The organism is Parabacteroides sp. AF27-14, from assembly GCF_003635425.1.
Lineage (GTDB): Bacteria > Bacteroidota > Bacteroidia > Bacteroidales > Tannerellaceae > Parabacteroides > Parabacteroides distasonis.
In genome coordinates this window covers 25515-38026 of record NZ_QTLZ01000001.1, presented here as the reverse complement: position 1 = coordinate 38026, position 12512 = coordinate 25515, and the positions used below count along the sequence as shown (strand labels likewise).

Annotated in this window: 17 protein-coding genes; 1 reads left to right on the top strand and 16 read right to left on the bottom strand. The window is 44.8% G+C overall.

The genetic code is table 11. From position 1 onward, the window contains the following. Positions 1-72: 72 nt before the first annotated feature. The 7 genes from DWY79_RS00190 to DWY79_RS00160 form a co-directional block, all read right to left on the bottom strand. On the bottom strand, positions 73-1005 hold the full coding sequence (locus DWY79_RS00190) for a hypothetical protein (protein ID WP_022192458.1): 933 nt from the start codon (positions 1003-1005) through the stop codon (positions 73-75). Continuing rightward, entirely contained in the window at positions 1006-1674 is a 669-nt protein-coding gene (locus DWY79_RS00185; RefSeq protein WP_009018466.1) for a hypothetical protein, read from the bottom strand. 21 nt (positions 1675-1695) lie between these two features. Further along, positions 1696-2961, bottom strand: a complete 1266-nt coding sequence (locus DWY79_RS00180) for a hypothetical protein (RefSeq protein ID WP_009018465.1) — start codon at positions 2959-2961, stop codon at positions 1696-1698. A 5-nt stretch (positions 2962-2966) separates the two neighbouring features. Continuing rightward, positions 2967-3371, bottom strand: coding sequence for a peptidase S49 (locus DWY79_RS00175; RefSeq protein ID WP_122368654.1), 405 nt, complete (start codon positions 3369-3371; stop codon positions 2967-2969). A 6-nt stretch (positions 3372-3377) separates the two neighbouring features. After that, a complete protein-coding gene (locus DWY79_RS00170) occupies positions 3378-4262 on the bottom strand; it encodes a S49 family peptidase (protein ID WP_122103728.1) in 885 nt (294 codons plus the stop codon). 57 nt (positions 4263-4319) lie between these two features. After that, the gene (locus tag DWY79_RS00165) at positions 4320-4766 is read right to left on the bottom strand and encodes a hypothetical protein (RefSeq protein ID WP_122368653.1); all 447 of its coding nucleotides are present in this window, start codon (positions 4764-4766) and stop codon (positions 4320-4322) included. Between the two features lie 117 nt (positions 4767-4883). After that, positions 4884-5354 carry a hypothetical protein gene (locus DWY79_RS00160; protein WP_009018461.1) on the bottom strand — a complete coding sequence of 157 codons (471 nt, stop codon included), beginning with the start codon at positions 5352-5354 and terminating at the stop codon, positions 4884-4886. A 157-nt stretch (positions 5355-5511) separates the two neighbouring features. Here DWY79_RS00160 and DWY79_RS00155 point away from each other — a divergent pair, with 157 nt between their 5' ends. Then, positions 5512-5709 (top strand): hypothetical protein, encoded by a 198-nt coding sequence (locus tag DWY79_RS00155; RefSeq protein ID WP_022192462.1) that lies wholly within the window; start codon positions 5512-5514, stop codon positions 5707-5709. 233 nt (positions 5710-5942) lie between these two features. On the opposite strand, the gene dnaG is transcribed toward DWY79_RS00155, so the two are convergent. The 9 genes from dnaG to DWY79_RS00110 all read right to left on the bottom strand — a co-directional run bounded on the left by dnaG (position 5943) and on the right by DWY79_RS00110 (position 12511). Then, positions 5943-9911 (bottom strand): DNA primase, encoded by a 3969-nt coding sequence (gene dnaG, locus DWY79_RS00150; RefSeq protein WP_122368652.1) that lies wholly within the window; start codon positions 9909-9911, stop codon positions 5943-5945. Next, entirely contained in the window at positions 9908-10312 is a 405-nt protein-coding gene (locus DWY79_RS00145) for a hypothetical protein (RefSeq protein WP_122368651.1), read from the bottom strand. Before DWY79_RS00145 ends, dnaG begins: the two co-directional genes overlap by 4 nt. A 254-nt stretch (positions 10313-10566) precedes the next feature. Continuing rightward, entirely contained in the window at positions 10567-10755 is a 189-nt protein-coding gene (locus DWY79_RS00140) for a hypothetical protein (protein ID WP_022192465.1), read from the bottom strand. Further along, on the bottom strand, positions 10752-10958 hold the full coding sequence (locus tag DWY79_RS00135; RefSeq protein ID WP_229055227.1) for a hypothetical protein: 207 nt from the start codon (positions 10956-10958) through the stop codon (positions 10752-10754). The genes DWY79_RS00140 and DWY79_RS00135 overlap by 4 nt, the downstream gene beginning before the upstream one ends. Next, a complete protein-coding gene (locus tag DWY79_RS00130; protein WP_122368650.1) occupies positions 10934-11308 on the bottom strand; it encodes a hypothetical protein in 375 nt (124 codons plus the stop codon). The genes DWY79_RS00135 and DWY79_RS00130 overlap by 25 nt, the downstream gene beginning before the upstream one ends. Beyond that, on the bottom strand, positions 11301-11507 hold the full coding sequence (locus DWY79_RS00125; RefSeq protein ID WP_022192468.1) for a hypothetical protein: 207 nt from the start codon (positions 11505-11507) through the stop codon (positions 11301-11303). Before DWY79_RS00125 ends, DWY79_RS00130 begins: the two co-directional genes overlap by 8 nt. A gap of 10 nt (positions 11508-11517) precedes the next feature. Then, on the bottom strand, positions 11518-11775 hold the full coding sequence (locus DWY79_RS00120) for a hypothetical protein (RefSeq protein WP_122368649.1): 258 nt from the start codon (positions 11773-11775) through the stop codon (positions 11518-11520). Positions 11776-11797: 22 nt separating this feature from the next. Further along, a complete protein-coding gene (locus DWY79_RS00115) occupies positions 11798-12145 on the bottom strand; it encodes a hypothetical protein (protein WP_122368648.1) in 348 nt (115 codons plus the stop codon). 6 nt (positions 12146-12151) lie between these two features. After that, positions 12152-12511: a response regulator transcription factor gene (locus tag DWY79_RS00110; protein WP_022192471.1), complete on the bottom strand. Its 360-nt coding sequence runs from the start codon at positions 12509-12511 to the stop codon at positions 12152-12154. Position 12512 lies beyond the last annotated feature (1 nt).

Below are 12512 nucleotides of genomic sequence, written 5' to 3'. Positions count from 1 at the left end.
AATAGGTTATGATAAAGGGGAACAGCCAATACCTTATGGATTGTCTATTCCCCTTCATTATGGAAGCAAGATTTATTTCAAGTTATCCAGTTCCGCCAGCTCACGTTTGTAATAAGCCAAGCGTTGCTCTGCTTTTTGCCGGAGGTTAAGCTTCCCGTTTTTCTCATGTTGGGCGATAGAGGTTTCCGTGCGCCGGATATTCTCCCTCAGTCGTTCGATCCGGTTGGCGATCTGCATACCTTTCAGCAATTGATCGGCCGGGAGCTCCTCGGTTTTTTGAACCTCGGTTTTTAACTGGATCTGCTTACCCTCGGCCCAAGCGTCGATCTGGTCCCATAGCTTGGCACGGCGGCTCCAAAGCTCATGCACCTGATCGGCGATCGGCTTGCGTTGCTCCGGAGTAAGGGCCTCGTTCTGCATCTCCGTGAATAAGGCGGCGTACAAGGGGGTGATCTGGCGGACCTCGTCGAAGATCGTACGGATGTTATCCGGAAGGGAGGAGTACGTGGCGATCTTCGCTCCGGGCCGTAACAGGGCGAATTGATCTTGCAGTTCTTGCAACTCTTCCTGCGCTTCCTCCAGCTCGGCTTGCAATTGATCGATCTCTCCGGATTTATCGTCATTGTCTTCCTCCAGCTCGGTGATCTTGTCTTGTAGCTTGAATAGCTCGGATTCTTTCACGAGGATTTCTTTTAAGACTTTATCGCCTTTTAGCTGATCCGCTGTTTTCTCGATCGCCTTTGTTGCCGCGACCGCTGTTTTCAAGAGTATCGAACCCCGTTCGGAGATTGTTATCTGGGGTTGGGCCGACGATAGGCGCGCTACGGTTGTCAACTTATTCACCAATACGGTGAAATGGGAATCGAACTGCGGAACCTCCTTTACCTCGCTAAAGAAAGCGATATACTTCTTTCTCATCTCCTCCGGAGCTAGAGCTTGAAAAAGCGCTAGACCGTCCGCGTATTTACGCTTACGGTCCGCTAACCAGTTTTGTAATGTTATCATTTAAGAACCTCCTTCCGGTGGAGTAGGAGCTACCCCGGTGAATAATGCGTCTATATCGATAGGCGTTCCCATGATAATCATAGGGGCGGGGCTATCGGCCTCGAAAGTGAAGGACCAACCTCTTTTGTCGGCCGCCGCCTTGCCGCCGTCGAAAGAGGCGGTAACCGTACAAGGATAGCCGGGCTGTCCGATAAGCTGCTGGCTCTCGTTGTCCTCGATGATCAAATAGCCGGGCGTATTGCAGATCTGCCGGGCGAAAGCGGCGGCTTCCACTTTCTTGCCGGGGTGGAAGAACTCGCCGCTGATCTTGTAACTTTTACAATCTGTCTCGCCTTGAGACTCCGCTTTGTATCCTACGGTTGCCCGTGTCGCGTAAATAGGTGTCGGTTTACCTCCCGACTCTAAAAAGGTAAAAGCTCCTGTCGCCGTCACGAAATCGGCTGTGGCCTTGGCCTCTTTGGGGAGCGTGGGGACGACAGAGACTGAGGTTTCCGGAATAAAGGCGATACGACCTTTATAACCCCCCATATTGTCCGCTCCGGCTGGCCATAAAACAGGGCCAAACGAGGCGCACATCACATAATCCGCCGGAACGTCCGCCCCCATGAAGAGGACGGATAGCACCGCTAGCAGAAACAATACGGACAAAACTTTTCTGAAATCTTTCATCGTTTTATTTATTTACTGGTTTTACGATTTGGTATAAGTACCGGAAGCGGTGAAGTCCTCTCCATCGGCTACCGTGACTTTCACGTCTGCCGGCTTGGTATAACCGGCGATATCCTTGAAGGATACGGTTTGCTCACCTTTAGGTATGCCTAAAAGGGTAGCTCCGCTTCTCATCCACTCGCCGTTCTCGCCCACCTTCCAAGCGGCACCGGCTTCTATGGCCTCGTCGCTCTCGATCGTGACGGTCAGGGCGGCACCGGTTACGTAGTCGCCCGCTAAATCAACGCCCTCATTGGTGAACTCGTTAATCTGGAATACCTTCGGATGGATATCCTGAAAGCGGGTACCGTACCCGGCTTGTAGCCAGAACTGAACCTCGTTCGGGTCCTCGAAGATATCGCGGATCTGGACGAACCGGGTCGCCTTCTTCGTATTCACGCCAAAATCCAGCATTCCGGGACGGATTAAGATCAAGGCCTGCCCTGTTCCATATGCCTCATGGGTGACAGGTTCCAGTCCCGGGAACTTGGCGTCGTCCTTGACCGCCTTCCAAAACTCCTCGGTGGATGGGCGGGCGAACGCTTTTGTCTTTTGCCGGTAAGCCTCCTTACAGATCAACTCGATCTCGTTGGCATAATACAGGATCGCTTTACGGCGTAAGAAAGGATGTGCCGCACGTAAGAAGTTGACCAGACGATCGTAATCATCTACACCGTCACCACCGCCAAACGTACCGGTACGTACTAGGTTACGATTCGCCATGGTGATATCCTTCGTTGTCTTGAAATGATCGATCCAAGGGAAAAATCCGGTGAAAGAACTCATCGGGCTATACACATTGTCGTTTCTCTCGGCGAAGAAAGCGGAGAAAGTGATATCCTCCGAATGGCTGATGATGTGATTATCCACCACGAATTTCTCCATGGGGTGTTTCTTTACCGTATGGTCCACCTTCTCCCCGGCGTTGGAGAGAATACGTTTCTCCGTATAATTTAAGATGTTATCCTTCAAACGAGAAACGGTAAGTTCCGGTTTGATGGACATCTCTACCAATTTACCGATCTCATCGGGATACTTAATCTCGGCCCCGGCTTTATATGGGCCGGTGTGTCCGGCTTTGCGGCGAGCGTTCACGATCACGTCCTCATTCTCGATCTCGATCACGTTGAGCTTCATGGCCGCGGCGAACTCCTGAAACGTGAAATAGGGAAGGGTACGCAACACGTTATCGTAATCCTTCGCGTAACGATTCAGTTTCTCAATATCTAAAATGCCTTGTTTTGCCATTGTTCTTAGTGTTTAAAAAATCCTGTTTTCTCAGCCTCGGCCATGATAGCGAGGGTATCGTCCTCATGCTTATCGGCGAAATCCTTGATATCTCCGGTCTCCGCGGTCGGCTCTTGCTTTACTTTTGCTTCCGGCTTTTTGCCTGCCGGTGTTCCCTTTAGCTCTGCCACGTCTGATTGAAGTTGCTCAATCTGTGTGTCTTTCTCTTTCAACTCTTCTTGGGCGGTCGATAATCGCTCCTGTAAGTCGGAGGTATTACCGGTGCTCTCGATCGATTCGAGCAGCTGATCCACTGTTACGTCTTCCGCTTTCATGTCCGGGTTATCACCCAGTACCTTATTCAGAAGCTTGTCCCAGTTGTCGGCCGCTTGTTTCATCGCATTGTACGAATCATCTTTCAACCACTTCATAAATCACTATGTATTAAAATAATTAAGAACATTCTCGAAAGTATCTATCTCATCGATCATACCGATGTCCATGGCCTCCGGCGCGAAAAACATCTTACCGGTGGCCCATTTACCTTGATCCTCATTGATCACGCCTACCCGGGCGTTAGCGATACTGGAGATGAAATTCTCGTTATACGTATCGCATACTTTTTTTAGCGGTTCCGTATCTCCCTGCAGTGCCTTGTGAAATTCTTGGTTCTTGTCCGTGGATTTGGAGGCATAGATATCGATCAACTTGATTCCCATCTTGGCATAATACTCGCTGGTATCAACGATCGTCATATAGGTACCCACGCTTCCGATCCGGCAGACGTTGGAGTTCGCTACGATCTTGTCGCAACAGGAGGCGATGCCATAGGCCGCGGACGCTACGAAATCATTGCAGAAAGCTACGACAGGTTTGTTTCGGCTGTTAATCGCTTCCTGCATGATCCGGCATCCCATTCCCTCGCCTCCGCCGGAATCGATATTCAAGACGATCGCCTTGATATTATTCTCGTTGTAGCATCGGTTTAGGAGATTCGCCTTGGTAAGCATTCCGGATGGACCGCATTCTTGGTCGTATTTCGTGATCGCCCCGTTGATGTTCATTATGGCTACGGAGTTTTTGGGTGCGTCCTCGGGTGGAGACCATCCTCCATACTCGCTGATCTGGTATGCGCCATTTTTTAGGGAGGCGAAAAGCAAGGCGTTATCCTCGGTCGGCTCTTGTTCGGAAGAAGCGTTCCGGGGTTTCCCGAACATCGCTTCCGGCTTGGTAAGAAAAGATGCGATAAGGGGGAAATAATTCGCCGCGAAGTTTTCCTCGACGAACCATACTCCCCCCAGAATGTTGTGTAGATAAAGCATATCTTCCTTTTTGATGGCAAGGATATACTTATATATATGTATGGTAAAGGACTTCGGTCAATCGATCAGTTGAAGTTGCGGAACCAATTGCTTTCCGGATAACGAGATTTTGTATCCCGAGAAACCGCTAGGATCGCTGGGGTGCAACACCTCGAATTTGCATTTTAAGGGAAAACGATCCGATCCGACCACGAATGTATCCCCACTAAAGTGTTTATACTTAAAGATCGCCGTGAGGTGGTTCAATCGTTCGCATTTTTGCCATAGATCGCTGGTCATATATTGACGGGGTATTTGCAAGGAACCAGATACATTATATAGAGTACCTGATTCACTTTCTTGTGGCTCAACCTTGATAGAGGTTCCATATCTCCCCGGGTGAAGGTTGATCCAGCCTCCGGACTTGAGTCCAACTTTTACTTTGTCTGCCTCTTGAGACACGCTCGCTATTTGCATCGAGAAAGCGAACCACGCATCGGAGATACCTCCCATATTGTCTGCCATAACCTTAGTTTTTATTTGTTTATCAATAATATCTGATCGTAATGGATACACTTGGAATTTTATTCCTCCCAAAAGGGACAAATCGATACGCTTGGTCGGAGTGAAAAACACTCGTATTTAACTTTTATTGTACGAACGTTTCTCTTTTTGCTTCCTAGTTCGGTCCCTCCAGCGATAGTAGTTCTTTTTTAGAGCGTCCTCGCTGATCCCGTTGATATCGAATTTGCGCATAAAGGAAAAAATACTTTCGATATACTGTATCCCATACATATGCTTGTTATAATCTATCCATTCGTGCAGCTCGGCCCAGAACATCAACTCTATCCGTCGCTCAAGGATTCGCTGCGAGCGTTCGCTAAGATAGTTGTAGTAAGCCGGATCTTTTCCACATCGTCTGTCCGGCAAAGCTATTTCCAGCGTTCCTTGCTCCAAAGGGCAGGAGGCCGGGCGCTTGGATGTCAGATCAAACAGGGTATGATACAAATCTGTCTTGTCCGGAAGGGTTATCACTCCTTCCCGGCAATCATTGAATTTTCCACGCATGTACTCCTCCAAATGCTTTTTTATGCTTATCTTTACTGTCACCATATCGATTTTCTCTCTTCTTATAGGCTTTTTTACTCTATTTTCCCTATGTGTATGTGTTATATTTTGCGGCCAACACGTCAACAGACCAACAAGAAATATAAAATATGATGCTAATTTACTATATTTCAATGATATAATTGATAAAACACCAAGAAATATGCGACCAACAAAAAATAGAGCTTGTTGGTCACCTCTACCAACCGTCAACAGTGCTTCATTTTTCCCTGAATTTAGAATTATTGCCAACAGTGACCAACAAAAAGAAAACGATGACCAACAGGAAACAACAGCCTACTTCTATTTAATTAATATATATATTATTGATTATTATATATTTATCTTATATCTGTTTTGAAATGTTTCATCTTTTGTTGGTCTGTTGGTCTGTTGACCACTTTTTCTATCCTTTATAGGGTTTCAAAACACGCAAAACTTGCTTATTTCTTTTTTTAATTTCAGGGGGTCCGGGGGAAATAGATGAATAAAGATAGAACCGGCTTCCCGGATGTGCTTGTTGTCCATGGCCTCCAATAGCCAAGCTATATCCTAGAAAGTCGGTTCTATGCGATTTTAAAATACTATCAGTCGTTAAAAGCGGAATCCCGGCTCAGTCTCCGGAGTCTGATCGTAGTTTTGTACGTCTCTTTCGAAATCGACATCGAGCAAGTCTCTGAGAATATCGTAATTGAAACAAACTGCCGAGGTATTACTCTCTTTGTTCACCATAATACGTTTCATGCTGTTATCTATGGTGGGTTCTCCCGCCGGGTTTGCTAGAATGTCTCCTTTTGGGACTTCTTTCACCTCTTGCCATCGATAACGAGTGGAACGTACTTTGCCAATATAGGCCTCGTTACTTTCGAAATAGGTATTTAAGGATTGAAGAGAGAACGCCTCACCTTTTAGCTGCTGGGTATACATAGGATAGATATTTGTCATGTTTAGATATAAAACACGGGTATCTATGGGCTCTAGGTTTTTTATTTCCGTATCCCGGCCTTGTTTCTTAATTGTTACCTTTCCCGGTACCTCGATCTTATAGTCTCTACCTTGAACTAGGCTTCCTGTATCGATCAAGAAGTTGAGTATACTGAAGAAGTTGAACATCTTATTTGAGGAACTAATCGATTCTACTTGTTTGATCACTTTCGCTATTGCGATTTCGAAGAACTGTTCTGCGGTAAAAGGTAGTTGCAAGGAGGTATGTTCTTCCACTATACGACAAACGGAAACGAACATTGATACCGTCTCGAGTATACGAGAGAGGCCATCCGTGTTTTTAACGGATACCCGTACCTCATCTTTCAAGGATTTAAAGACCTCGTCGTATACTTTCTTATAATGTTGCAAGATGCTATTTCTGCACGCCAATATCTCAAGGAGGACGCTATGTAGTCCGGATTCCTCGTATCCTTTCAACTCATTGAAGATTTCTTCTTCCAATTCAGACCGATCGTCACGTTTCGGTACCTCGCAAATGATACATCGATTTGCGAGAGAGTTGTCATCCTGTTGGGGACTTTCTTGGCCCATGATAACAAGAGCTGCGTTCACTTGGCTACTATCGATCTCCTTACTTACCGCATCCTTACGTTTCTGCTTGCCTTCTCCATCATATACAGCGGATTTCAAGGCTTGGAAAATCACAGGGTTTATTTGCGTGTCGTTATACTCTTCGAGCATGATCGGGATATTCCGGTATCTCTCCAGCCAAGAGAACAAAGCGGCGGGGGTTCCGGAGTTTAGGTTGAATGCTGGTGCGTCCGGAGACATCGATAGAGAGCGGATGGAATAACCAATTTGTGATTTTCCGGAACCCGTCGGACCGATAAAGAATAAAGCCGTAAAGGTTCTCCTGACATTGTATATATCGCTACGGAAGGCACTCATGATCGAATATATGATCGCCCACATACCGTTATTGTTTAGCTTGTATACCTCGTTCATCAGTGAGGCCCACTTTTGGAAATTGATAGAACATCCCGCTTTGGGTTCCCGGTACTTGATGAAGCGATCCAGATAGTAGCGATCGCTATCCCGGCGCTCAGATGCGTAAATTTTAGAGAAAGCCGGGATATAATAGTATTGTTTATTGTGTTCCACTAATCCCAAATCTGATACGTATTGGAGTTGTTGTTTTCCATCGATATCATGGACTATAGCGTTACTGAAAGCGAAGAATCCTTCATCATACCAGCCAAACATACGAAGCTCAAAACACTTCTTGAACTTGCCCGCCCAACTATCCATGATCAAATCGAGATGGTTTTGTGTCCCATTGGAGAAATTGATATCACCTTCTTCCCATAAGCGTTTTTTAAAGGATGGGAGTGTGAGCATCTCTGCGCTGATCCACTCCATATAAATCGGATAGGGATAGTTTGCTTGAGTGAGTTCTACGATACGTTTGTTGGCTTGGCTTTCTTTATCGTAAACATGTAATAGTGGCTCAATATAGAAGTTTCCTACTCTCATAAACGATTTTTTACCATTAGCGAATATATATGCTAATTTTCTTCCATTCTTATCGAGATATGGGAAAAACTGATAGGCACGCCATAACCGGTTAATCGCTGGATCAGAGTCTACATAATCCGGGAGTCGGCTAGGATCGAACATGAGTGAGGCTCCATCTACTTGGAGTGCGTCTGAATTAAACCGGGCCTCTGATTTACGGATATCGAGATATGGTTTCAAGACATGTTCCAGAGCTGTTTTGGTGACCCCTAACATCCGGGCATAATCTGTAGTTTGGAAAGCCCGGGTGGTAGCATCCGCGTAGGATATCACTTCAGAGCATCTTTCTAAGGCTATTTTCTTTATATTCTCGGGAGATTCCCGGAATGTACTGTATAATCCGATATAGTATTCATTGAATCCAATCTCTTTCTCTGTGTCTACGAGTTTATAACGTTCTTCACCTTTCTCGTCTACATAACTTTCCCGCTCTCTTTTATATTTGCTCATGGAGACCGTGAAGCCGGTTCTTGTCAAGGAACGTAGAAATGAGAGCTCTTCCGGTTCGATCATGTTTTCTTTTACCTCGAATTTATCCCTGCAACGGATGATGGGAGATAGCCGGCGAAGCTCTTGTACCTCGGACACACCCGGGATACCTGTTATAAGGATGACCGGACAAACTCCCCATCCCTCGGAGAAACGATTGACAGACCAAGTAAGGGTGACTTGTTTGTTCCCGGTTTTTACAAGTTCCTCCGCTTCTTCCACGCCGGTTAATCCCGGTTGGGTAGGTTGGGCTGGCACGCTTTTCTTACCTACGGCTTGTAGCTCGGCAACTAGATTTGTTATCAATTCCCCATCTGCGTTAAATCGTTCGGCGAGGGATACGATATATGCTTGCCTTTGTAATTTATCCGGTACGACGGAGATACTTTGGGCGATAATCCGGAGAACCTCTGTTTTCCGGATCGGATCATCCATCTCGCTTTCGAATGCTTTATAAATAAAGGAGATGAAGTCGGTCTCCTGCTTTTTCAAGAATTTGGCTAGTTTCTCAGTCCCCATCTTGCGGGCGAAACTGTCCGGATCTTCTCCTTCCGGAAGAAGAACGGCACGGACGTTCATGCCCTCGGCCAGCATGATATCCATGTTCCGGACGGAGGCTTTCATGCCGGCTGCGTCTCCATCATAAACAGCGGTGACGTTTCGGGTAAATTTCTTGATGATCCGGACTTGATCTAGTGTAAGGGCGGTACCGCTACCGCAGACCGTATTGGGATAACCGGATTGAACGAAAGAGAGTACATCAAATTGACCTTCCACCAAATAGCATTTATCGGATTTCGATATCTCTTGGCGAGCTTGGTATATACCGAATAACGTCTTTCCCTTATGAAAAAGGGGAGTCTCCGGAGAGTTTAGATATTTACATTGGGTATCCTTATCCAAGGAACGGCCCGTGAAACCGATCACTAGTCCTGATAAGGAATAAAACGGGAATGTGATCCTATTTACAAATCGATCGAAGATCTTTCCGTTCTCTTTTCTGATAATCAAACCGGCCTTCTCCATAGCCGCCATGTCATAACCTTTTTGAGAGCCTAACTCGGTTAATGCGGTAAACATGGATGAAGAGTACCCCGCTCCATATTTAGACAGGATATTCGGGGTGATTCCTCGTGTTTCCAGATATTCAGCGGCCTCTTTCTTCTTGAGGAAAGCCGTAAACGTTTCTTGGGCGAATGTGAGGCAGATTTGTAGGGCCTCCCGCTCTTTCGCTTTCTTCCGTTCATCGTCGGTTAGTTCCCGTTCGGGTACTGTTATGTTGTATTTCGAGGCGACTAGCTTTACCGCCTCGAAGAAAGACATCCCTTCGTGCTCTTTTACGAAAGTTATCACGTTCCCGCCTTTACCACATCCAAAACATTTCCAGATATTCTTAGCGGGGGATACGACTAGGCTTGCGTCATTGTCCCCATGGAATGGGCAAACTCCCTTGTAATTTACTCCAGCTTTTTTTAGCTTAACATAATCACCTATCACGTCTACTATATTGGCCGTGTTGATGATATTATCGATCACGTCTTGAGGTATCATATTTCATCTTCTTTATTGTCGTTAAATAAATATAGTTGTCGGGCTTCGAAGGCCTCTTGTAAGGATACGCCTAGAGTTGTGGCTAGACGTAAATACTCTTGATCTGTGGGGCTTTCCTCTCCCCGGTATAATTTCCAAAACCGTACTTGGTTGATATTTACCGCATGCAAGAAAGCTGTTGCTACATTGAAATATTCCGGATTGATTAATTTAATCCGGAACAATTCTAGCACAAGGTTCCGTTTTACGGAAGGACGGTAAACGATATGGTTCCTATGGATATATAGTTTAACGGCTAACTCGGTCTTTCCTAGAATCTTCCCTATTTCCTTGAGAGTTATCTTCCCCAGATTCTCCTTCAATATTTTTTCTTGGCTTTCTGACCAGCGTTGTCTTTTCATGTCGTCTTATGAATTTATAATTTTGACTAAAATCATAGTCATAGTTTCCTTCTTGAATGAACATACAGACTATTTTTATAAAGAGTTCTCTGTTTTCCTCCTTAACCGTAGCCTCGAGAGAGAATGAACAATCTACTTTCATATTTAGAAGTTCATTATATACGCCGTTCACATACTCCCGGAATTGATCTACTCCCATTTTCTCTTTATAGATGGCGATCCAGTTCCAATCTGTCATTCGATACCGGGCGTAACTATCCATCGATTACCTCAATATTGTCAAAATCTGCAGTGTCAAAATCCAATGGTTCTCCAAAAAGAGGATTATCGGAGGTGACGCACGCTCCCGGAACATATAGGTTTAGTTCCAACCATTTCAAAAAATCCTCCCGATCGCAATTAACGGGAGGGCATTCTACTTCATATACGATTCTAGCTTTCATTGTATATTCTTTTCTAATTGTCTTTTCATGTCCATTACGATCCTATCGACACTTGATCTTTGATCGATAGGCTTCGTCGCCAAGTAAGTATATAAGCAATCATCTAGGATGATAGCTTCTTCCTGTGAGATATCCTGAATGATGATCTTGCCGTTTGAATCCGTTTCGATATACATGATCATTCCTCCTTCCTCTGTGCCCATATGTTGTTCATCTTGGCTAACTTATTTTGCATGTAGCTGCGAAGTAAAGTGGAACATTCTTCTGTATAGTCCGCAAATTTGCAAGCGAACTGGTATTCACATGTCCGATCAACATCACGAACGAATTTGCCAGCATGATTGATTATGGCTTTTATGTGCATCTTATCGGACTGGATAAATTGCTCGTCCTGCATTAATAGCCCTTGGATTTCCATAGCGGAGTTCTCTAGGATATCTGCCGCTATGAACATCATCCAAATCGGTAAAGCGTACTCCTGCGGAGTAGTATGCGCCAACTTTTTTCTTTTGGCGGTGGCTACAGCCATCGCTAAATAATTCTTGTCATTCATCTTTTTTCTTTCCTCCTAAAATTTCCATGGCATGATTACACATCTTGATGGCCAGATATTGGAATAGCTTGGGAGATTTGTTTTTTGCGGGAGGTAAAAAATCCACATTCAATTTAACCACATCCCCATGTTGCGTGATGGTAATCACTGCCTTTGCTTGCTTGATTGCCTTGTAGGTCTTTTTATTCAGTCGTTTCATATTTCTTTAGTTATGTAGTGTATACCATGAAATCTGATGGATCAGCAAACATTGATGCCCTTTTTTCTTTCCAATCTATAGTTACTACTATCCACTCTGAAGGAATATTCATATAATCGAGTCCAATATATTTAGTAACCCAATATATAGATATACACCCAGATTCATGTTGTACAATCTCAAGATCCTCTGGCTCACATTTTAAACGGCATCGAATTTCACTCTTGAGATCCTCTAATTTTTCTTTTGCTTGTTCCAATGTTATCATATTCTGTGTATTTTTTAGGTTATTACAGAGAGTCTATCTGACTTGAATGTTTACGATTAATCTTTTGAAGAAAATCTTTACGATACTTCTCAGGATCAGCGGTGTAGGGGATGAGAATAACCGTTCGACAATCTATCCGGAGAGGAATCTTTCCTTCATCGTTACCGTTTGGTACGATAGGGGTTGGATTCTTTCCCATATCAGCCTTCTGTTTAATCACGGGAGGAGGAAGTTGTTTTTTCAATCCAAGTTCCTTTACTAGCGCATACACCTTCTCCGGACGTATGCCTAACATCTTGGCCATAAATTGACCGGTCTGTTTTTTGTAATTGGTACGAATGTACTCCTTTTGTTCTTCTAATGTTGCCATGGTATTTTAGTTATTGCGTAATCTGACGTATTCGATTCTAAATCTCCTAGAGCGAGTTCTATATCTACAGAAATCATTCCTGGATATATATTCGCTAGCGACGAATATTGACAATAGAGCAGAGGCCACTATTGATCTTGCCATTGGAGAAAGGTCAAATGAGATATTGAAGTTCGTGCAGAACCACCATGCGGAAAGCTCGTTGATTTTGCTGCAACCTACTTTCTTATACACCCTTTGGATAACATTGTCAACAGTCTTAATCTTGATCTGTAGCGCATATGCAACCTCCTTGATCGAGGCTCCCCAGGCGATACGTTCCGCAATTTGACTTTCTCGTCGTGTTAGTTCTGCATATTTGTTCATA